A 19,256-nucleotide genomic window follows, 5' to 3' on the forward strand; every position below is an offset into this window, starting at 1 on the left:
CATGGATATTTTGATCATAGAGGACGAACCAGCTACAGCCAAGGATTTGGAAGAAACTATCCATAACCTAAATATGGATTTGAAGGTTTTGGATATTGTGGACAGCATTTCTGAGGGAACGGAATGGTTCCGAAAAAACGGACAACCCGATTTGATCTTAAGCGATATTCAACTGGCGGACGGTCTCAGTTTTGAGCTCTTAAAAAAAGTGGACGTTAGCTGTCCCGTAATATTCTGCACGGCCTATGACGAATATGCCATAAGGGCATTTGCGGCCAATGGCATTGATTATCTGCTGAAACCCATCAACGAGGACAAGCTTTCTAAAAGCCTAAAAAGGTACCAGTTGTTGAACGACCATTTTGCAAGGAACAATCCACATCTGCAGCAACTTTTGCAGAAAGTGCAAGGTCAACTGCAAACATACCGATCCAATTTTTTGATTTCCTTCCAGGATAAGATGATTCCGATCGGGGTGGTGGACATTGCCTTTTTTTATACCGAAAACGGTATTACAAAATTGTACACCATGTCTGGTAAAAGTTATACACTGCCCTATACCTTGGAGCAGTTGGAACAATTGTTGGATCCCAAAATGTTCTTTAGGGCCAATAGACAATATATCATTTCGTACAGTGCCATAAGTTCGGTGGAATCCTATGTTTCCAGAAAGATGTGTGTGAATATGTTGGTGGATGTTCCAACACCATTGCTGGTAAGCAAAAAGAGAAGCCCGGTCTTCTTGGGCTGGCTCAAAGAGCGATAATACTTCTCCTTTAGGGATAATCTTAAAAACTTCGGGGAGCCATAATGTTACTTCAGCATTGGATTTGTCCACTTGCATTGATTATGGACAATTCAGTATAAAGACCTAGGGTAATATTGCTACTGAACTTTAAAAAGTAGCGTTATGAAAAAAATCATTCAAACATCAAAATTGTGGGTGATCCCCCTTGTGTTTTTTGCACTTACTTCTGAACTGAGTGCACAGGTAGTGGTGCGTAGGCCAGCGGTAACGGTAGTGAGACGCCCCGTGGTAAGACCCTACGTATATCCAGTGGCCCGCCCGGTTGTGGTGGCACCGGTACCTCTTCCCAGATATTACACACCCGTTTATTACGCAGGTAATCCTTACTACTATGCGGATGGTGTGTTTTATGTGAGGATTGAACAATCGGAATCGTATAAAGTGGTTGTGCCGCCTGTTGGCACCATAGTGCCCAGCCTGCCCGAAGGTGCACGAGTGACCATTATAGATGAAAGGGAGTATTTCGAATATAGGGAGGTGATTTATAAAAGAATCCTCGTGGAGAATTTGGTGAAATATGAAGTAGTGGGTTATACAAACCAATAATAAATGGAAACCAAAAAGATGATGATGAAAAGAGTTTTGTTTTTGATATTGATGTCCGTGCTCTTGGGAGCATTGGCTTTCTTACAGAGTTGTGATGACGATGATGAGATCATCGTGATAACTCGGTATTATGCCTATGAAGATGCAGAAGAAGCGGTAGCTGTATCACTTTCGTATGCAACCTATGGCTTGGTGGCCAATATGAACAAGGCCAGCAATGAAATCCAGGAGAATAGCGATTGCGATGTGTTGTACCAAGAAAGCGATTCTTTTTACGACGAGACCATTACTGGCTATATCAGTTATGAATACAACTATCAAGAGGAATATATGTGGTCCTGTGAACCTGATATGGCAGTGGATTACCAACTCTCCGCAACGCAGAACATGAAATCACTCAGATATAACTACGATCATGATATTGATTTGAGTTTTGATATTTCAGGTTTGGAAGATACCAGCGCCGATGAAAATTATGAGGGAAGTTATCTACGCGAAGGTGAATGGGAATCCAATTATAATGGTGAAACGTATAGACTCACTTTTGAGAGCGATATCGAGGGGGTTTTGGTATCCAAGGAATCGAATAAGATATATACCGGAACCGCCACTTTTTCATTGGTGCAGACGTATAGTCATTCCAACGTCACCTATACCTATAAAGGCACTGTGGAGTTTGTTGATGAGGATGAAGCTCGGGTAGAGTTTGACAGTGGAGAGGTGTTCTATGTGGATTTGAACAACATCAGCATTTCTGAAGACTGATATAACGATTGTATTTTTCCCAATTGCCCCCGATCCCGGATATTGTTACATGCAGTATCCGGGATTTTTTTTGGATGGATGTCGATGTAGAGGAAACTGTCGTTCAAAGAAAAAAGCCCTGGGAAAAATATCCCAAGGCTCTTACAAACATCACTAACCTAAAAAAATGCTTGTTGAAATGATATAGAAAACCCTAAAAAGAGTATAGGAAGCCTATCTGAATAAAGGGCCCATTATTCTTTAATTCCTCAATGGGTTCCGGTTGGTCGGACAGGGGAATCGTCACGATGGTCCATCCTCCGGAATCCGAATCGTTGAACCATTGGTATTTTTGACCTGCAATGCCCCCGGATACTTTTACATGCCAATTCTTGTAAAGCCTGTGGCTATAAAAAACTGTACCATTAAAATGACGGTATTGGAGGTATTCACTATTATGGGTTTCTTCGGATAGCCGATAGCTGTCAGCACCTAGGTTCCATTCCAATCCAGAGGTGCTTCTTCCTCCCAAATTCCAAGCCAAGGTACCCTGTATGGGAAACCTTCCATAAAAATGTAACTTTTCACTGATCTGATAGTCAAAATCGAAAAGGGGAATAAGCTGGTTGCCAAAAAATTGGTGGGAATATCCCAATCCCAATCCCAAAGTCAAGTTCTCCGAGAACTTTCGATGCAGGCCAATGCCTACTGCAAATGTGAAATCCTCAGTAGAGATATCCTCCAAATCACTACTCAATACCATCTTGGTGGCCAAGAACATCTCATCCCTGTCGTTCAGTTTCAGTTTTCCCCCAACGGGGATTCCCAATCCATATACCCTATTGCCAATGTCCATCGGAAAGTTTTCCAAATACATCACTTCGGGGGCGATACCAGTGGCTAAACTGAATGTTATTCCTCTGTGTATGGGTAGCAGTAGTTGCGCTTCCAGTTGGGAAATATGACCACCATCCACTTCTTCAATAGGGGTATGGCTATATTTGATGTAGAATGGGGATTTTTCTTGACCAAAGCTTTTCAATGATGAAAAGGATAGGAGTATTATAACGAGGCTACGGTATAAATTTCTGTTCATGCTTTTTTATTGGTGGATCAATTTTCCGTCCATCAGTTCCAAGACCCTGTCACAATTGGCGGCAAAATCATCATCGTGTGTCACGGCGATGATGGTCTGGCCTCTTTCCACGGCCAATTCCCTGAAAATGTCGAATACGATCTGGGTGTTTTTGGAATCCAGGTTTCCAGTGGGTTCATCGCCCATAATAATGGTCGGTTCGTTGATGAGTGCCCTGGCAATGGCCACCCTTTGCTGCTGCCCGCCCGAAAGTTTGTTGGCAGGTTTCAATGCCTGGTCTTCCAGCCCCAAAAGTTTTAGGTTGGCCATGGCCTTTTCCTCGATTTCCTCCGCGGTTTTTTTCTCCAATTTTAACGCTGGGAGCATCACATTGTCCAATGCGGAAAACTCTGGTAGCAGATAATGGAATTGGAACACAAAGCAGATATGCTCGTTCCGAAAAGCGGCCAGTTTATTCTGGGCCTTGCCTGTTAGCGTTGTGCCATTAATGGTCAGGGAGCCTTCATAGGCTGTATCCATGGTAGAAAGAATATAAAGCAAGGTAGATTTGCCGGAACCGGACTTGCCCGTAAGTGCCAAAAACTCCCCTTTTTTAATATCGAAAGAGATATCCTTCAACACATGAAAGGTCTGTGGGTCATAAAAATATTTGTTCAGTTCCTTGACAGACAATGCTAAATTTTCCATCCTTTTAACCTCTAATGATTTCAACGGGATCTACTTGTGATGCCTTTCTGGATGGAAGATAACCTGCCACAAAAGTGGTAATCAGACCAAATACAAAAGCCATGATATAATCTTTGGTCCTGTAGGTTATCGGCAAGGTTTCCAATGAGGCGATCTTAAAGGGAATGTGGTTGACCAATAAGGAAACCAAATACCCAAGTATGATGCCAACAACGCCTCCCAAAATACCGATGATCACGGATTGGGTAAGGAATATCTGGATGATGTCCTTCCCATCAAATCCCATGGCCTTGAGAATGGCAATCTCCCTAATCTTCTCGTTCACTGTCATGTTCATAATGTTGTAGATGCCAAATCCGGCCACAATGAGTATGGTCAAGGATACGGCCACGGCAATAATGTTCCGAAGCTTGTTGGCGGCCTCCAATTGTCCGTTGGCCTCTTGCCAGGGTTCCACTTTATAAGGTGTCATCTTACCAAGTCGCTTGGAGAGCTCCACTGTTTTGTTGTAGTCTTTCAAATTCACCTGGATATCGGTGACATACCCCATGTTTTTGGAAATCAGCTGTCGAGCAAATCCAATACGGATATAGGCTTTGGCATTATCCACACTGGCCAAGGTGGTTTCCACAATTCCGATGACCTTATAATTTTTAGTGATACCTTCCTCTGTGGTCACCACAACATTATCGTTGAGGTGAAGACTTAATTTTTTGGCCAGTCCACTGCCCAAAAGAATACCGTCGCTCCTTCGGTTCAAGTCCATCCAATCACCTTCGACAACATATTGTGCGGTTCCAAAAAGTTGGTCCTCATTGACCACATCGATACCTGATAGCATCCCATTGACTTTGGTGGCACCGTTCCTGAAGAATACATTGATGTTCAATTGGGGGGTGACCCCACTGATTTCTGGAACGGAATCCAATAGATTCAATATTTTGTCCGAATTTTTGATGCCTTCGGTGTACTGGATCACTTTGGGATTTCTAATGTTGACCAAGGTGTTTTCGTCCACCCGACCTGCAAACAAGTTGGTGTTGTCCTTGGGGATGTCGTTGTAGATCCTGATATGGGCCAAGGTGCTGAATGCGAGACCGGTCTGTGTATCATTCACCCCAGTCATGAAACTGTTCATGAAAATGTACATGGAAATGCCAAAGGTCACACTCAAGATGGCCACCAAGGTTTGCTTTAACCGAGAGGTCAAATGGGCGTTGGCAATCTTGTAATTGGTTTTGTTCACGATCATTCCTTCTCCTTTTTAGGGGTGATGATACGTGTGGATTCATCCAAACCTTCCATAACCTGTACCCATTCACTGGTTTTGATGCCGATTTTGATTGGTACTTCCTTTTTGTCCTTCTCCAAAATCACCATGTCTTCCTTCACCAAATAATCAGTTGGAATGACCAATACATTTTTTATGTCGGCAATCACAATATTGGCCTGTAGTTGTGTCCCTGCATAGATGGAAGTCGGTGCATTGGTAAAAGTGGCCTCTACCACAAAGGATTGCTCTTTCTCGTCAAAGGCGGGATAAATTTTGGTGATCACGGCATCAAAAGTGGCGTCTTTTTCAGTGTTCAGGGATATTTTCGCCCGTTGTCCCAAAGCAGTTCTTGAAATATCTTCCTCGGCCACAAACAGTTTGAGGATGTTTCCGCCGCCGCCAATTTTTGCGATGCTTTCCCCTCGTTTTACAAGCTCGCCCTGTTCTTTGTACACATTCAACACGGTGCCTGATATTTGGGATTTGATAAAATAATCGTCGTTGTTCTCTTGTTGGATTCTTAACTGACTCTTGGCATTTGACAAGTTCACCTGCAATGATTGTTGAAGGTCGGACAGCGATTTTTTTAAGATTTCTACATGGGCCTTGGAATTTTCGAACTGTACCTTGGCTTTGTCAAAATCCAATTGGGATACGGCATTTGTTTGGAGGAGTGCACTGTAACGATCTAGGTTTTTACGGTCCAGTTCCAATTGGGTCTCTGCCTGTTCAATTTGAAGCTGTAATTGTGCAATTTGTGGGGAGTTTGGTTTTGCCTTGGTCACCGCATCTTGGTAGTTCACCAAGGCATTGTCCAATTGATTGGATTGTACACCATTGGACAATCGGAACAGATCGTCACCGACTTTCACTTGGTCCCCTTCCTTCACCAAACTGAGGTTGAGGAACCCTTCGGTATTGGCCGTAACGGTATACTCGTTGGTTTTGGCCAAGTAGCCACTGGCGAAGACCACATCGATGATATCCCTTTTCATTGGGGTAGTGGTGTTGTTTTTCCCACAACCGATAAGGAATGAAAAGCTGAAGCCCAACAAGATTTTGTATATGATTTTATAGTTCATTGTCATTTTTTCTGGAAAGGATGGTTGCATAATTGCCATACACATTTGAGAGTGTATTCAAATAGTTGTTCTCGGCTCTTAGATAGTCTTCAAAAACCTTGAAATAGGCATCGAGCCCAATGATTCCCTGTTGCAACTTCTGAAAGGTCAAATCCACATTGTCTTGGTATAGCATGAAATTGTCATAGGCGGTGGCCAAGGCTTGAAGGCTGATGCCATACTCTTTCAATAACAAGTCATCCCGTAATGCTGATTGCTGCTTTTCCTGTTCCAGGTTTTTTTGGGCGATACCGTACTCAATTTTGGAGACCTTGATTTTATTGTGGTTGGCAAGACCTGTAAAAATGGGTACTGAAAGGTTGAGACCCACATAACTATAATCTGTCCATGCCTCACCATCCAAGGAGAAGGTAAAATCGTTTTGGAACTGTTGTTGCCCAAAATAGGCGTTTAGGGAAAGCTTAGGATAATGTAGGGCCCTTTGCTGTTTTACATCCAATCGTGCTTGTTCCAGTTGGCGTTCATACAACAGAATGTTCTTGTCCATGGCCAATGTTTCAGATATGGGAAATCCCTGTTCTTCAGTTTTTTCGACTTCTTGCAGTTCTATATTTGAATCTGCTGGCAACCCGAGCAAGTTTTTCAACTGGTTGAGGGACTGCTCCAACGAACTATGGTTGGCGAGTACATTTTGCCCAATGTTGTTAACGTTGATGATTGCCTGATTCAGTGATGATTTGTCGATCAATCCATTGTTGAACTTATCTTGGGTCAATGTGCGGATGCTATCGGCCAGTGATTGGTCTTTTTTATTGATTTCCAGTGCTTTTTGGGCTATGATAGCATTATAGTAGAACAAAGCGATTTGCTCCGTGAGTTTTTCATCGAAAAGACTTGATTGCACTTGGGTGATTTCTGTACCCACCTTGGCAATTCTGGACTTGATGCTGTTTTGCCAATCCAGAACCGTTTGTGTGATGGTTATCCCCGCATTATAATTGTAATCCTGCCCAAATTGAACATTGACCAGTGTGCCAGGCTGTCCTACCAACTCCCCTGGAATAGGAGTAGTGGCCAAGTTCAGGTTGTTTTGGGCGGTAAAGCTCCCTGAAATTGTGGGTAGAAGATAGCTTTTTGATAGTTTGTGTTCCGCGCGGGCCCTATCTTGTTGAAGCTCTTGGATGTTTCTATCTATATTGTACTTTTTGCCATATGCAATGGCCTCGTTCACATTGAACAATACAATAGTGTTGGGATCCTGTTGGGCAAACAGGTTTTTGGAACATACCAAGAACATCAAAATCCATAGCAATCTCGCCACCTTCATTATAATCTTGTCCATGTTACGCTGGTAGAAAACCAGAGTTTGGTAATATGGAGCGCTAAACTATTGTGGTCTTCGGACAGCTCCGCACTACAATCGGCTTCTTTACCTTTTTTGGGTAGGTACACTTTGCCATCTTCCCAAGTTTTACCGTCAAAAGACAGGTCTGATATGATGTTAATACCCATTATTTTTCTGGTTCGTAAGGATTTGGTTGGATTGTTTTGGTCCGTTTTGGGTTCTCCATTGGGTGCGTTGGGTTCCTTCAACCAAACAATTTTCCCGAAGAAATCATCCCCTTTTTGATAAATCTCAACATGGGCATCCTCTTTATCGTTCAACCACGTTCCCGTGATATCCGTGCTTTTGGTTTGCCCATGGGTTTTCAATAGCAACAAACAGAAAAAAGCCAACGCCATCAATGATCTCATGATAACTCTTTTTGATTGATACGGGGGCAAAATTGGTCAAGGCATTATGGTTGGAATAGGTGGAATATGGCAAAGGGTACATTATGGTAACCGAAGGGGGCAATTTTCGGGATTAATTTTTCTTAAAACGACCTTGACCTCTCGGATAGCCAGTGAAATGAAATTAAAAAGAGGAAATGTTTTTCAGTTTACAGGATACACAAAACCCATATAAAGTTTACAATATCATAATCTCCGGCCTCTCTTATTTTTATGAAATTTGTGTTCGATGATAGAGTACTCATACGACAAGGCTACTCCAGAAAAGCTCGCCAAAATGATTAACCAATCGGATAGGAACGCATTCAATTCCCTGTTTGAAATACTTTGGGAGCCCATGTACATTTATGCGTCTTCACTGATTATGGACGATTCCATTGCTAAGGATTTGGTACAGGAAGTCTGGATCGATTATTGGCAGCGTAGGGAAGCAGTCGAAGTTGAAAATATAAAGTCCTATCTCTTTAAGGCGATTCGTTACAAGTGCTACAATGCACTTAGGGATATGAAGTTCAATCAAACACAGATTGAGGCGGCCCATGCTGTTTGTATCAGTTCTGAAGTAGAAATGGAAGCGGATGTCATGGACCTCTCCAAAAGAATCAATGAGACCATTTCAAGCTTGCCCAAAAGATGTCAGGAAGTTTTCATCTTGAGCCGTATGAACCACATCAACAATAAGGAGATAGCCGAAAAATTGAACATTTCCCAACGCTCCGTGGAAAATCAAATCTCTTTTGCCCTTCGAAGACTACGCAAAGAACTTTCCACTGTTAAGTCATTGTTTTTTTAAAACCCCTCCGTTTTACCTAAAGGTTAATTAGGCGCCAGGAAGTTTAAGGAATCATTAAAACCCATTTTGGGAATGTGCGTACCTGTATGCCAATGGTACTTGTTATTGAAACGAGCATACAATGACCGAAAATGAAATCAAGGGATTAATGGAAAAGTACCTTAATGGTACGATTACCAAAAAAGAGGAATCCCTTCTGGAACAGTTTGACGGCAACCTTTTGTCCAAAAACCGTAAAGGCATCTTCAAAAACGAGAGGCACAAAAAACGTGTTGCAAAGCAACTGTCCCAAAATATAGCTGGCCCAGATAAAAGAATTTCCTTTTTAAAGTGGACCAGGGTTGCGGCATCATTGGCCGTGATGGCAAGTTTAGGGTATCTTCTTTATTCCAAAACAGAAACAAAGGAAGTGGAAGAACCTATTGTGGAGATTGTACGAACAACGGAATGGGGTCAGAAGTTGAACCTTACCTTGGCCGATGGTACCCAAGTACGTTTGAATTCGGGCAGTACCCTAAAATATCCCAACCGATTTGAAGGAGATATGCGTCATGTAGCGTTGATCGGCGAGGCCTTTTTCGACGTGGCAAAAAATCCCGATAAACCTTTCGTTATAGAATCCGGAGAAGTACGGACCACGGTGTTGGGCACTTCGTTCAATGTAAACACTTATCCGGACAATGACCAAATTGCGGTAACCGTGGCCACTGGAAAAGTGAAGGTGGCATCCCAAGAAAGCGAGATTTTTTTAGAACCCAATGAGCAAGGGGTGTTTAACACAAAAACAAAATCCATGACCAAGGAAAGAGTGGATATTACAACAGCCCTGAATTGGAAAAAGGGTATTATCCATTTTGAGGATGTGCCACTCTCGCAGGTCTTGGAAACCTTGGAAAAGTGGTATGGCGTATCCTTTGTGTTGGAGAACAAGAATGCCGGGGATTGCCATATCAGCGCAAGCTACGATAATGAATTGCTTTCCACGGTAATGGAAAGCATCGTATTCGCTAAAAAAGGATTACGATACGAATTTTTGGAGGATCACAAGATCCTGATCAAAGGAAAATGCACTGACTAAAAAACCAGCTTAATCAAAAATCAATGCCTATGAAATGAAACAACCTAACAAAAAAACAGCCTGCAACACTTTGGCGAGCGGAAACAGGCTGTCGAAAGTTCAATGATTACAAATACTTATAACCATTTAAACATTATGTGAAATTATGAATTCACTAACTATTAAACAATTTATCAAGTTGACATTCCGTACATTTTGCTTTATGATCATCTTGGCACTGTTGAATCCGGTGTTGGCAGCCAATGTAAGGGGGCAAAAACTGGAGAACTACAGGGTGGATGTATCCGTGAACGATGCCACGGTAGTTGAGGTCTTGAAGCAGATAGAGGAACAAACAGACTTCAAATTTGTGTATGACCGCAAAGTGGAACGATTGCACAAGACTTACGACATTGCTTACAACAAAGTTTCCCTTAGGTCCATTTTGGAATTGATGGCCAAGGATGCGGACCTTACGTTTAGAAGGATCAACAATACCATTTCCATAGATGTAAAACCCAAAGCACCCAAAAGAGTCGTGGAAATTGCCTTTATCACCGTTACAGGTACCGTAACCGACGAAAACGGGGTTCCGTTGGCGGGTGCATCCGTGCAGGAAAAGGGAACGGGAAATGGTTCCATTACTGATTTCGATGGTAATTACACCATTGATGTGGAGAGCAACGCAGTGCTCCAATTTTCGTATTTGGGATACACCCCAAAAGAAGTTGCGGTGGACGGCCGCACTACCATTGATGTGCAATTGCTGCAAGATGCTACACAATTGGAAGATGTAGTGGTAGTTGGGTATGGAACCCAAAGAAAAACCGATGTGACCGGTTCCATCGCTTCAGTGGAAAGCGAGGATTTCAACAAAGGAATCGTGATGAACCCAGGGCAGCTCTTGCAAGGTAAGGTTGCCGGTGTGAACATTTCCAATGTAAGTGGTGAGCCAGGTGCCGCACAGGATGTGATCATCCGTGGGGTGGGAAGTTTACGTTCCGGGACTACGCCATTGTATGTAATCGATGGTTTTGCTTTGGACAATACAAGTACCGGGGTACCTACCAATCCCTTGAACTTTATCAACCCACAGGATATTGAAAGTATCGATGTGTTGAAGGATGCCTCCGCTGCAGCTATTTATGGAGCCAGGGCGGCCAACGGGGTAATCGTGATTACCACCAAAAAAGGAAAATCGGGACGTACCCAAATGGACTTGAGTGTCTCTACAGGTTTCTCGTCTTTGGCCAATAAAGTGGATGTGTTCAGCGCCAATGAGTTCCGTCAACAAGTGGTGGCTGCAGGTGGAAATTTGGATGATGGCGGGGCCAATACCGATTGGCAAGATGCCTTAAGTCGTACCGGTTTTTCCAAAAATGTGAATTTGTCCATGGGCGGTGGCGCGGACAAGTTTACCTATCATGCCTCTTTGGGTGTGAATGATCAAGAAGGTATTTTGAGGGCCAATGACCTAAAAAGGTATTCCGGCCGTTTGAATCTGACCCAGAAAGCTTTGAACGACCGTTTCAAGGTAGAGTTCAACATGACCGCCAGTAGAACGGAAAACCTCAGGGCAGATGCAAGGTCCATAGTTGGGGACATGCTTCAGTTGAACCCAACCCTTCCCTTGTATACCGACGGGCAACCCACCTTGCTGGACAATGCATTAAACCCTTTGACCCGCGAGAAAATCTTTAGTGATGAAGCCGTTAACCACAGGATTTTGGCCAATGTGGCACCTTCCATTGAAATCATTGATGGGTTGACATATAAACTGAACTTGGGTGTTGATTACTCCACTACGGATCGTGATGTGCAGTACATACCCTATTCTTTGTTGGAAGGCTATGCCAATGGATCGTTGACTTCAACGTACACGACCAACAAGAACACCTTGGTAGAAAATACCCTAACCTATAATTTCGAAAAGGACAAACACAACTTTACGGTTCTGGCAGGACATACCTACCAGAAAACTTTTGTGCACCAGAAAAGCTTTGAATTGGAAGGTTTTGCGGACAATGGCATAGAGCCTAAGTATCAGGACCAGATCAGTGGGGAAAGCACCCAGACCTATATGTACACCTATGCCACTGAAAATGAACTACAGTCTTTCTTTGGTAGGGTCAATTATGCTTTTGACAATAAATATTTGTTGACTGCGACCATGCGTGCCGATGGTTCCTCAAAATTTGGGGGGAACAACAAGTATGGTTATTTCCCTTCCGTGGCATTGGGCTGGAACATCATGAACGAGGATTTTATGAGCACCAACGCAACCATCAATAACCTGAAGTTAAGAGCCAGTTGGGGTAAGACCGGTAACCAAGAGATTCCATCCAAGATCACCAAATTGAGCTATACCGATAGCAAGGATGGAAACGATTCCTATCCTATCAATGGAGATGAGAGTTCTTTGGAGGACTATCCATACGGTACTATTTTTACTCGTTTGGCAAATCCCGATATCCAGTGGGAAGTATCCCAACAGACCGACATCGGTTTGGATTTTGGATTGTTCAACAATCGTTTGTCAGGAACCTTGGACTATTTTCAGAAAGTGTCCAAGAACATTTTGTTGGAGGTTACCCCTGCGGACCCCATACAACCGACGGATAAATTCTGGACCAATATTCCTGATATGGAAATCAAGAACAACGGTATTGAATTTGCCTTGGATTACCATAGCGATTATAGCAAGGATTTTTCCTATAACATTGGTGGAAACTTGGCCTATACCAAAAATGAGGTGGCCAACTCGCCTTACAAAGTGTTAACCACAGGTGCCGCGCAAGGAGCAGGTCAAACGGATGCCACTATCAACGGAAACATCAATGGTGAACCTATCGGATCTTTCTATATGCAAGAGTTTTTGGGTATCGGTGATGATGGATTGAGCATCTTGTCCGAAGATAGAAAAGTGGTGGGCAGCGCCCTTCCAGATTTGGTATATGCCTTTTACCTGAATTTTAAATACAAGGATTTTGACCTTGGGTTGAACTTCAATGGTGTATCTGGCAACAAGGTGTACAACCATACTGCCATGTCCTTGTTCAAAAAAGGATTGTTGGCTTCCAATTTCAACACCACATCGATTGCTTCGGAATATCCAAATGAGGACATTACCAATTCCAATGCGGTTTCTACCCGTTATCTGGAAAAAGGGGATTTCTTGCGCCTGAACAATGCCACTTTGGGTTACAGTCTTAGACCGGCCCTCATCGGTTTGGATGGTTTGGTGAATACCATACGTCTTTCCGTGACCGGCCAGAATCTTTTCGTAATTACCGATTACACTGGTTTTGATCCTGAGATCAACTCGAACTTGACCATTGATGGCATCCAGACCTTCGGAATCGATTACTTCAATTATCCTAAGGCAAGAACGGTTGTATTTGGCTTAAATGTATCATTCTAATCAAAAAAACACTTCAAAGATGAAGAACAAAATAATAATAGCACTATTGGGGATCTCCTTATTCTCAAACCTGAGCTGTACCGACTTGGAAGAAGAAGTTTTGGACGAATCCTTGGAAGGAAGCGGACAGGCGGAACTGATCAGCGGAGCCATTGCACCAGCTTATGGGCAAGTGGCATGGACTTGGAGGCATACCAATTATTACGGACTGCAATTGATTGCGGCCGATGAGGCCATATTGCCATACCGTGGAGGAACGGATTGGTATGATGGTGGTAAATTCTTGGAAACCCATGCTCATACCATTTCAACAGGTAATGATTTGGTGGGAAGCTCTTGGAACGAAGTGACCAAGAACATTTCAAGGGCCCTTTCGGCCATTGAAGTATTACAACCCCTTGCCGAGGCAGGTGATACAGAGGCCGAAGGAGCACTTTACGAAATGATCGCACTTCGAGCCTATATGAACATGTTGGTGCTCGATAGTTGGGGATTGGTGTTCAAAAAAGAGACTTCCGAGGACCTTTCCGAGATTTTGAGGGGGCAGGATGCCATTGACTATATAGAAAGTGAGTTCTTGTCCGTTGTGGATGTCATCAACACCAGTAAGGGACCGGGAAGGATTACCCAAGCAGCGGTGTGGGGCTTTTTGGCACGATTGAACCTAAATGCGGCGGTCTATCGTGACCCCTACGGAACCCCAAGCTTCAGCAATGAGGATATGGACAAAGTGATCCAATACACGGACAATATCATCAACTCGGGAGCATTTTCATTGTCGCCAGAGTACTTTGATCTGTTCAACGATGACAACAATGATAACTCCGAAATCATTTTTGCCGCTGATCAACGCGGTGTCATGAAAAATGAGCACAGCCGATGGGCCTATTGGTCATTGGCAGGCTCTTGGTTTCCTAGACCTGAATTCCCGGATGCAGATGGTACCGACGGTCCGGCCATTACCTCCGATTTCTACCAAACCTGGGTGGATGCCTATGGCGCTACCGACCCAGCTGAGGCAGATGCGAGATTCTTCAAGGAAAACCAAATGATTCCAGCCGAATTGCAGGATTTGACAGGGGTTACTCCAGAAAATGATGAAGACCATTATTACTGTATCTCCGCAGAGGATTTCGAGATCAATAGGGGAATCATCCGAGGTGTCATTTGGGGACCAAGGAAAGATGAAGGTGGTTCTTTTTATACGTGTGATGGTGGATACCGAATCTACCCTGTCATCCAAAGAAAAGGGAATGGACCCGATAAGGATGTGGATTATGTGAACCACGTGCTGCAAGTTGATTTTACAAACGAGGGAAGGTTGCACCGAAATGGTTACAGGGTATCCAAGTACCAGTTTAGCCATACCTCGCCCAATGGTAACAACTATAGCAGCGTGGACCTTGTGTTGATGCGTTTGGCAGAAATCTATTTGATGCGTGCCGAAGCAAAATTGAGAAAAGGGGACAGTGCAGGTGCCTTGGCCGATGTAAATTTCATTAGGACCGAAAGGAATGCACGCCCAGACCAAACTCCGGAGGCCTTGCCATCCATTGATTTGGAAACCCTTTTCCGTGAACGCGGATTTGAGCTGTACTGGGAAGGTTTTAGGAGAAGTGACCAGATTCGATTTGGCCACTACGAGGATTCCTGGACCGAAAAAACGGATAACGATGTGCATCATAGATTGTTCCCGATCCCACAGGATGCCATCGATGGAGCATCGAATGTGCCAGGCTATCTGGAACAGAATGAAGGCTATTGATCAAGTGTATTTTTTAGCACATGCGGCAAGATGGATTTTCCTCTTGCCGCTTGCTTTTTATGAACAAATCAAACGAATGAAAAAATGAAGATTTCATATCAGAAAACCATTGCTTCGATTTTAGCAATGTTAGTACTGGGCTGCACGGCAAAGAAAGAAGAAGAGCCATCCGAAACAACCCAAGAGGAACCCTTGAGCATTATCTTTATGATTGGCGACGGCATGGGCATTCCACAGGTGTCCTCGGCCTATTATTTTGGGGAGGGAACCCCCAATTTTTCAAGGTTTACCCATATCGGTTTGCACAAAACCTCCGACAAAAGCTCCAAAATCACTGACTCGGCTGCTGGGGCCACTGCCTTTTCAACCGGACAAAAAACGTATAAAAGGGCCATCGGCGTTTCGGTGGACAGTATTCCGCAAGAAACTATTTTGGAACAACTTCAAAAAGAAGGCTACCAGACAGGATTGATTAGTCTTACTTCCATTACCCATGCTACGCCGGCCAGTTTTTATGCACATGTAAAGGACCGCGACATGCATGAGGAAATAGCCGCGCAATTGGTGAAATCCAAGGTGGATTTCTTTGCGGGAGGCGGTAAAAAATTCTTCAACCAAAGGAAGGATGGAAAAGATCTCTTTCAATATTTGGTGGATGAAAATTATCATTTGGATACCTTACAACTTTCCAATCCGGTTTTGGATCGACCCAATGCTTATGTGTTGGCCGAGGACGGCGTTCCCTCAAAAATAGAGGGTAGGGGGGATTTTCTAAAGGATGCCACGGAAATGGCTTTGGATCATTTTGATCAAAAGGGAAAACCTTTCTTTTTAATGGTGGAAGGTTCTTATATTGACTGGGGCGGACATGCGGAAGATGCCGATATGATGGTTACAGAAGTACTTGATTTTGATAAAACCTTGGGGACGGTACTGGATTATGTAAAAGAGCATCCCAATACGTTGTTAGTGGTCACCGCCGATCATGAAACAGGAGGGGTGAGCATCGGCAAGTACTATGAAGTGGATGAAAGTACCGGAAATAAGATGGAAGTGGCCGACAAGGTTGCCGTCTATTTTAATTCCAACCAGCATAGCGGAGAGTTGATCCCTGTTTTTGCGGAAGGAAAAGGAGCTGAAAATTTTCAGGGAATCTATGAGAACAACGAAATTTATCATAAGTTTTTACAATCGCTGAACCAGAACAAGCAATAAGATGAAAAAAATCATTGGAGTAGCAGTGCTGATATTATGGTTTTTGGGTGTGCAACATAATTTGTTGGCCCAGGAAACCTACAAAGTCCATTCCCACAACGATTATGAACAGGAACTGCCGTTTTGGTATGCCTATAGCAATGGGGCAGCATCCATCGAGGCGGATGTATTCCTTAAAAATGGAACGCTGTATGTGACCCATGCCGAAAACGAAATCAAGGAAGGGAAAACCTTGGAAAAACTTTATCTGGACAGATTGGCAAGTTTGGAGAAATCAGGGGAATTAAGGAACCTTCAATTGCTCATTGATGTAAAATCCGAGGCCCATTCGACCTTGAAGAAGCTGGTTGAGGTGTTGGGACACTACCCATCTTTGGGCAAGGTTAAGTTTGTCATTTCGGGAAATCGCCCCAAATCCGAGGAATATCAAAACTACCCTGATTTTATTTGGTTCGACCATCAGAATTTGGAGGAACTGGACAACATCGATTTAACCAAGGTAGGTTTGGTGAGCGTCAGTTTTAAGGATTTTTCGGTTTGGAACGGATATGGTAGAATGACGGCACCAGATTTTGAAACTGTTCAAAAGGCCATTGCTAAGGCCAAGGCATCAGGAAGACCATTTCGTTTTTGGGCCACGCCCGATACCAAGACCGCGTGGGCCCGATTGGCTAAAATGGGAGTGGATTTTATCAACACCGATGAACCTGCCTTGGCGGTGCAATATCTGGAAAAACTTGATGGAAATACCTTCCGACTTAAAAATGAGATTGCTGTTTACGAACCAAAATATAGTTACAATCCCCAGTCCAAACCTAAGAATGTCATTGTAATGATCGGGGATGGCAACGGATTGGCCCAGATAACCTCGGCCATGATTGCCAACCGTGGAAGGCTTACCGTTGCTGGTTTGAAGAACATCGGTTTGGTAAAGACAGCATCTTTTGATGATTTGATAACCGATTCGGCTGCCGGTGCAACTGCCATGGCCACGGGCAACAAAACGAACAACCGTGCCATTGGTGTGGGACCCAAAGGTGAAATCTTGACCAATCTGGTTGACATTACGAACCAAAAAGGTTTCAATACGGCCATTATTTCTACGGATGCCATTTACGGGGCCACCCCATCTGCTTTTTTTGCCCACCAAGTGGAGCGTGACAATACCGAGGGTCTTGTGGCAGATTTGACAAAGAGCCCATTGGATTTTTTCATGGCAGGCGGCCAAAATCAGGAGAGTACTATTTCCAACGTTTTTAAAACCATAAGTTTTGATGCGTTTGAAGATTTTTCCGGACCAACTGCGGTTTACCTAGGTGAGAACAAAGTACCCTCCATGAAGAATGGAAGAGGAAAAGCATTGCCCGAAGCGGTTAAAAAATCATTGGATGTATTGGGTGCCAAGTCCGAACCTTTTTTCTTAATGGTGGAAGGAGCACAGATCGATAATGGGGGACACTCTAACAGTACCAGCGATATTGTCCAGGAAATGTTGGATTTTGACGAGGCCATTGCAGAGGCCATCCGTTTTGCGGATGCCGATCAAAATACGTTGGTGGTCATTACCGCGGATCATGAAACATCAGGCTTTGGAATCGTTGGAGGAAGCTTGCATGATGGTACAGTTCAAGGTGATTTCTTGACCGTGGATCATACAGGAATTATGGTACCCTTGTTTGCGTATGGCCCGCATGCGGAAGATTTTAACGGGGTATATGAGAATACCGAGATTTTTCAAAAAATCTTGTTGGCCCTAGGGTTAAAATAAAATTTTCGGTGCGCTTGTTTTAGGCAGGCGCACTTATTTTTTAGACTGATGATAAGTATCCATTCCTGAAAGAAAACTGCCATAGGTATTTTATTCAAGGCTCAATCTTGATTTTTTTATGAGCCTTTGAAGCCTCTTTGCCCCAATGGGATATGGCATCCAGAACGGGGATCAGTGTTTGACCAAACGGGGTAAGTCCATACTCCACCTTCAGCGGGGGTTTGCTCGTGTACACTTTTCTACATACGAGACCGTCGGCTTCCAATTCCTTGAGTTGAAGGCTCAAGGTACGCTCGGTGATCGTGGGGATTTCCTTGCGAAGCTCATTATACCTTTTTTTGCCCCTGGTGAGATGTATTAATATCACCGACTTCCATTTTCCTCCTATGTATTTCATTGTGAGGCTGGTACTGCAAGGGAAATGTTTGTTGTCAACACAATACATATGTTAAAATTGTTTTAAAAATGCATGCTATACATTTTGACCGTTATTGCAAAGATATAAAACTATACATACGTTTGTAACTATAAAAAGTATAGTATATAAATAACACTGGAATAATGGATTTTTTACATCTGGCAGAACAACGTTACACAACAAAAAAATATAATCCCGATCAAAAAATACCCGAAGATCAAATACTTGAATTGAAGAACATTCTTCGGTTGAGTCCCTCTTCCATCAACAGTCAGCCATGGCGATTCATATTTGTGTCTGATGAAGCCATAAAAGAGAAACTGGCCAAACAGTCTTTTTTCAATGAACAAAAGATTAAGGATGCCAGCCATTTGGTAGTGTTTACGGTAGTCAGTGACATCAATAAATTTGAGGAACAAATAGAAAAGCATTTACAGCCGGGGAGTGTAGGATACTTCAAACAATTTTTAAAGCCCCTACCGGAAGATGAGATCAAGTCATGGCTATCTCACCAAGTGTATTTATCCCTTGGCTTCTTTTTAGGAGCTTGTGCCTCCATGGGAATCGATTCCACACCTATGGAAGGCATCCAAAAGGAAGGATACGACTCCATTTTGAAACTGGATGGATATACCACTTTGTTTGCCGTTGCCATAGGATACCGCGATGAGGACGATGCCAATCAGCCGGCCCTAAAACAAAAATCCAGGATGGATCTCGAAGCCGTGGTCCAATCCCTATAACACCCTATTTACATTTTTTAATCTTCATACGGAAGACGCTGGGTCA

Annotated in this window: 17 protein-coding genes; 10 read left to right on the forward strand and 7 right to left on the reverse strand. The window is 43.4% G+C overall.

Annotation, left to right across the window (positions count from 1 at the left end; translation table 11 throughout):
- Position 1: 1 nt before the first annotated feature.
- The 3 genes from D2U88_RS18990 to D2U88_RS19000 all read left to right on the forward strand — a co-directional run bounded on the left by D2U88_RS18990 (position 2) and on the right by D2U88_RS19000 (position 2,119).
- Positions 2 to 766, forward strand: a complete 765-nt coding sequence (locus D2U88_RS18990) for a LytR/AlgR family response regulator transcription factor (RefSeq protein ID WP_119642117.1) — start codon at positions 2 to 4, stop codon at positions 764 to 766.
- 144 nt (positions 767 to 910) lie between these two features.
- Positions 911 to 1,354 carry a DUF6515 family protein gene (locus D2U88_RS18995; RefSeq protein WP_119642118.1) on the forward strand — a complete coding sequence of 148 codons (444 nt, stop codon included), beginning with the start codon at positions 911 to 913 and terminating at the stop codon, positions 1,352 to 1,354.
- 3 nt (positions 1,355 to 1,357) lie between these two features.
- Positions 1,358 to 2,119: a hypothetical protein gene (locus D2U88_RS19000; protein ID WP_119642120.1), complete on the forward strand. Its 762-nt coding sequence runs from the start codon at positions 1,358 to 1,360 to the stop codon at positions 2,117 to 2,119.
- A 193-nt stretch (positions 2,120 to 2,312) separates the two neighbouring features.
- On the opposite strand, the gene D2U88_RS19005 is transcribed toward D2U88_RS19000, so the two are convergent.
- The 6 genes from D2U88_RS19005 to D2U88_RS19030 are packed head-to-tail and all read right to left on the reverse strand — an operon-like array spanning position 2,313 to position 7,991.
- Positions 2,313 to 3,194, reverse strand: a complete 882-nt coding sequence (locus D2U88_RS19005) for a DUF6268 family outer membrane beta-barrel protein (RefSeq protein ID WP_147378622.1) — start codon at positions 3,192 to 3,194, stop codon at positions 2,313 to 2,315.
- Between the two features lie 6 nt (positions 3,195 to 3,200).
- A complete protein-coding gene (locus D2U88_RS19010) occupies positions 3,201 to 3,881 on the reverse strand; it encodes an ABC transporter ATP-binding protein (protein WP_119642124.1) in 681 nt (226 codons plus the stop codon).
- Between the two features lie 4 nt (positions 3,882 to 3,885).
- A complete protein-coding gene (locus tag D2U88_RS19015) occupies positions 3,886 to 5,133 on the reverse strand; it encodes an ABC transporter permease (protein ID WP_182859223.1) in 1,248 nt (415 codons plus the stop codon).
- The gene (locus tag D2U88_RS19020; protein ID WP_182859224.1) at positions 5,130 to 6,236 is read right to left on the reverse strand and encodes an efflux RND transporter periplasmic adaptor subunit; all 1,107 of its coding nucleotides are present in this window, start codon (positions 6,234 to 6,236) and stop codon (positions 5,130 to 5,132) included. The genes D2U88_RS19015 and D2U88_RS19020 overlap by 4 nt, the downstream gene beginning before the upstream one ends.
- Positions 6,226 to 7,578: a TolC family protein gene (locus tag D2U88_RS19025; protein WP_119642128.1), complete on the reverse strand. Its 1,353-nt coding sequence runs from the start codon at positions 7,576 to 7,578 to the stop codon at positions 6,226 to 6,228. Before D2U88_RS19025 ends, D2U88_RS19020 begins: the two co-directional genes overlap by 11 nt.
- Positions 7,563 to 7,991, reverse strand: a complete 429-nt coding sequence (locus D2U88_RS19030; RefSeq protein ID WP_119642130.1) for a DUF2147 domain-containing protein — start codon at positions 7,989 to 7,991, stop codon at positions 7,563 to 7,565. Before D2U88_RS19030 ends, D2U88_RS19025 begins: the two co-directional genes overlap by 16 nt.
- 268 nt (positions 7,992 to 8,259) lie before the next feature.
- Here D2U88_RS19030 and D2U88_RS19035 point away from each other — a divergent pair, with 268 nt between their 5' ends.
- The 6 genes from D2U88_RS19035 to D2U88_RS19060 all read left to right on the forward strand — a co-directional run bounded on the left by D2U88_RS19035 (position 8,260) and on the right by D2U88_RS19060 (position 18,049).
- Positions 8,260 to 8,823 carry an RNA polymerase sigma-70 factor gene (locus D2U88_RS19035; protein ID WP_119642132.1) on the forward strand — a complete coding sequence of 188 codons (564 nt, stop codon included), beginning with the start codon at positions 8,260 to 8,262 and terminating at the stop codon, positions 8,821 to 8,823.
- A 148-nt stretch (positions 8,824 to 8,971) separates the two neighbouring features.
- Positions 8,972 to 9,901, forward strand: coding sequence for a FecR family protein (locus tag D2U88_RS19040; protein WP_182859225.1), 930 nt, complete (start codon positions 8,972 to 8,974; stop codon positions 9,899 to 9,901).
- 145 nt (positions 9,902 to 10,046) lie between these two features.
- Entirely contained in the window at positions 10,047 to 13,301 is a 3,255-nt protein-coding gene (locus tag D2U88_RS19045; protein WP_119642135.1) for a SusC/RagA family TonB-linked outer membrane protein, read from the forward strand.
- 19 nt (positions 13,302 to 13,320) lie between these two features.
- Positions 13,321 to 15,066 (forward strand): RagB/SusD family nutrient uptake outer membrane protein, encoded by a 1,746-nt coding sequence (locus D2U88_RS19050; RefSeq protein ID WP_119642272.1) that lies wholly within the window; start codon positions 13,321 to 13,323, stop codon positions 15,064 to 15,066.
- An 84-nt stretch (positions 15,067 to 15,150) separates the two neighbouring features.
- Complete coding sequence (locus D2U88_RS19055) at positions 15,151 to 16,281, forward strand: alkaline phosphatase (protein WP_119642137.1); 1,131 nt, start codon at positions 15,151 to 15,153, stop codon at positions 16,279 to 16,281.
- Position 16,282: 1 nt separating this feature from the next.
- The gene (locus tag D2U88_RS19060; RefSeq protein ID WP_119642139.1) at positions 16,283 to 18,049 is read left to right on the forward strand and encodes an alkaline phosphatase; all 1,767 of its coding nucleotides are present in this window, start codon (positions 16,283 to 16,285) and stop codon (positions 18,047 to 18,049) included.
- Positions 18,050 to 18,143: 94 nt separating this feature from the next.
- On the opposite strand, the gene D2U88_RS19065 is transcribed toward D2U88_RS19060, so the two are convergent.
- The gene (locus tag D2U88_RS19065; RefSeq protein ID WP_119642141.1) at positions 18,144 to 18,494 is read right to left on the reverse strand and encodes a winged helix-turn-helix transcriptional regulator; all 351 of its coding nucleotides are present in this window, start codon (positions 18,492 to 18,494) and stop codon (positions 18,144 to 18,146) included.
- Between the two features lie 116 nt (positions 18,495 to 18,610).
- Between D2U88_RS19065 and D2U88_RS19070 the strand changes: the two genes are divergently transcribed.
- A complete protein-coding gene (locus D2U88_RS19070; protein ID WP_119642142.1) occupies positions 18,611 to 19,210 on the forward strand; it encodes a nitroreductase family protein in 600 nt (199 codons plus the stop codon).
- Positions 19,211 to 19,256 lie beyond the last annotated feature (46 nt).

It is taken from the genome of Flagellimonas aequoris (assembly GCF_003584165.1).
In the GTDB taxonomy this organism is placed as follows: Bacteria; Bacteroidota; Bacteroidia; order Flavobacteriales; family Flavobacteriaceae; genus Flagellimonas; species Flagellimonas aequoris.

Excerpts from the sequence above, each read along its gene's own strand:
- D2U88_RS18990 (WP_119642117.1), top strand. The coding sequence starts at position 2 with ATGGATATTTTGATCATAGAGGACGAACCAGCTACAGCCAAGGATTTG.
- D2U88_RS18995 (WP_119642118.1), top strand. The coding sequence starts at position 911 with ATGAAAAAAATCATTCAAACATCAAAATTGTGGGTGATCCCCCTTGTG.
- D2U88_RS19000 (WP_119642120.1), top strand. The coding sequence starts at position 1,358 with ATGGAAACCAAAAAGATGATGATGAAAAGAGTTTTGTTTTTGATATTG.
- D2U88_RS19005 (WP_147378622.1), bottom strand. The coding sequence starts at position 3,194 with ATGAACAGAAATTTATACCGTAGCCTCGTTATAATACTCCTATCCTTT.
- D2U88_RS19010 (WP_119642124.1), bottom strand. The coding sequence starts at position 3,881 with ATGGAAAATTTAGCATTGTCTGTCAAGGAACTGAACAAATATTTTTAT.
- D2U88_RS19015 (WP_182859223.1), bottom strand. The coding sequence starts at position 5,133 with ATGATCGTGAACAAAACCAATTACAAGATTGCCAACGCCCATTTGACC.
- D2U88_RS19020 (WP_182859224.1), bottom strand. The coding sequence starts at position 6,236 with ATGAACTATAAAATCATATACAAAATCTTGTTGGGCTTCAGCTTTTCA.
- D2U88_RS19025 (WP_119642128.1), bottom strand. The coding sequence starts at position 7,578 with ATGGACAAGATTATAATGAAGGTGGCGAGATTGCTATGGATTTTGATG.
- D2U88_RS19030 (WP_119642130.1), bottom strand. The coding sequence starts at position 7,991 with ATGAGATCATTGATGGCGTTGGCTTTTTTCTGTTTGTTGCTATTGAAA.
- D2U88_RS19035 (WP_119642132.1), top strand. The coding sequence starts at position 8,260 with ATGATAGAGTACTCATACGACAAGGCTACTCCAGAAAAGCTCGCCAAA.
- D2U88_RS19040 (WP_182859225.1), top strand. The coding sequence starts at position 8,972 with ATGGAAAAGTACCTTAATGGTACGATTACCAAAAAAGAGGAATCCCTT.
- D2U88_RS19045 (WP_119642135.1), top strand. The coding sequence starts at position 10,047 with ATGAATTCACTAACTATTAAACAATTTATCAAGTTGACATTCCGTACA.
- D2U88_RS19050 (WP_119642272.1), top strand. The coding sequence starts at position 13,321 with ATGAAGAACAAAATAATAATAGCACTATTGGGGATCTCCTTATTCTCA.
- D2U88_RS19055 (WP_119642137.1), top strand. The coding sequence starts at position 15,151 with ATGAAGATTTCATATCAGAAAACCATTGCTTCGATTTTAGCAATGTTA.
- D2U88_RS19060 (WP_119642139.1), top strand. The coding sequence starts at position 16,283 with ATGAAAAAAATCATTGGAGTAGCAGTGCTGATATTATGGTTTTTGGGT.
- D2U88_RS19065 (WP_119642141.1), bottom strand. The coding sequence starts at position 18,494 with ATGTATTGTGTTGACAACAAACATTTCCCTTGCAGTACCAGCCTCACA.
- D2U88_RS19070 (WP_119642142.1), top strand. The coding sequence starts at position 18,611 with ATGGATTTTTTACATCTGGCAGAACAACGTTACACAACAAAAAAATAT.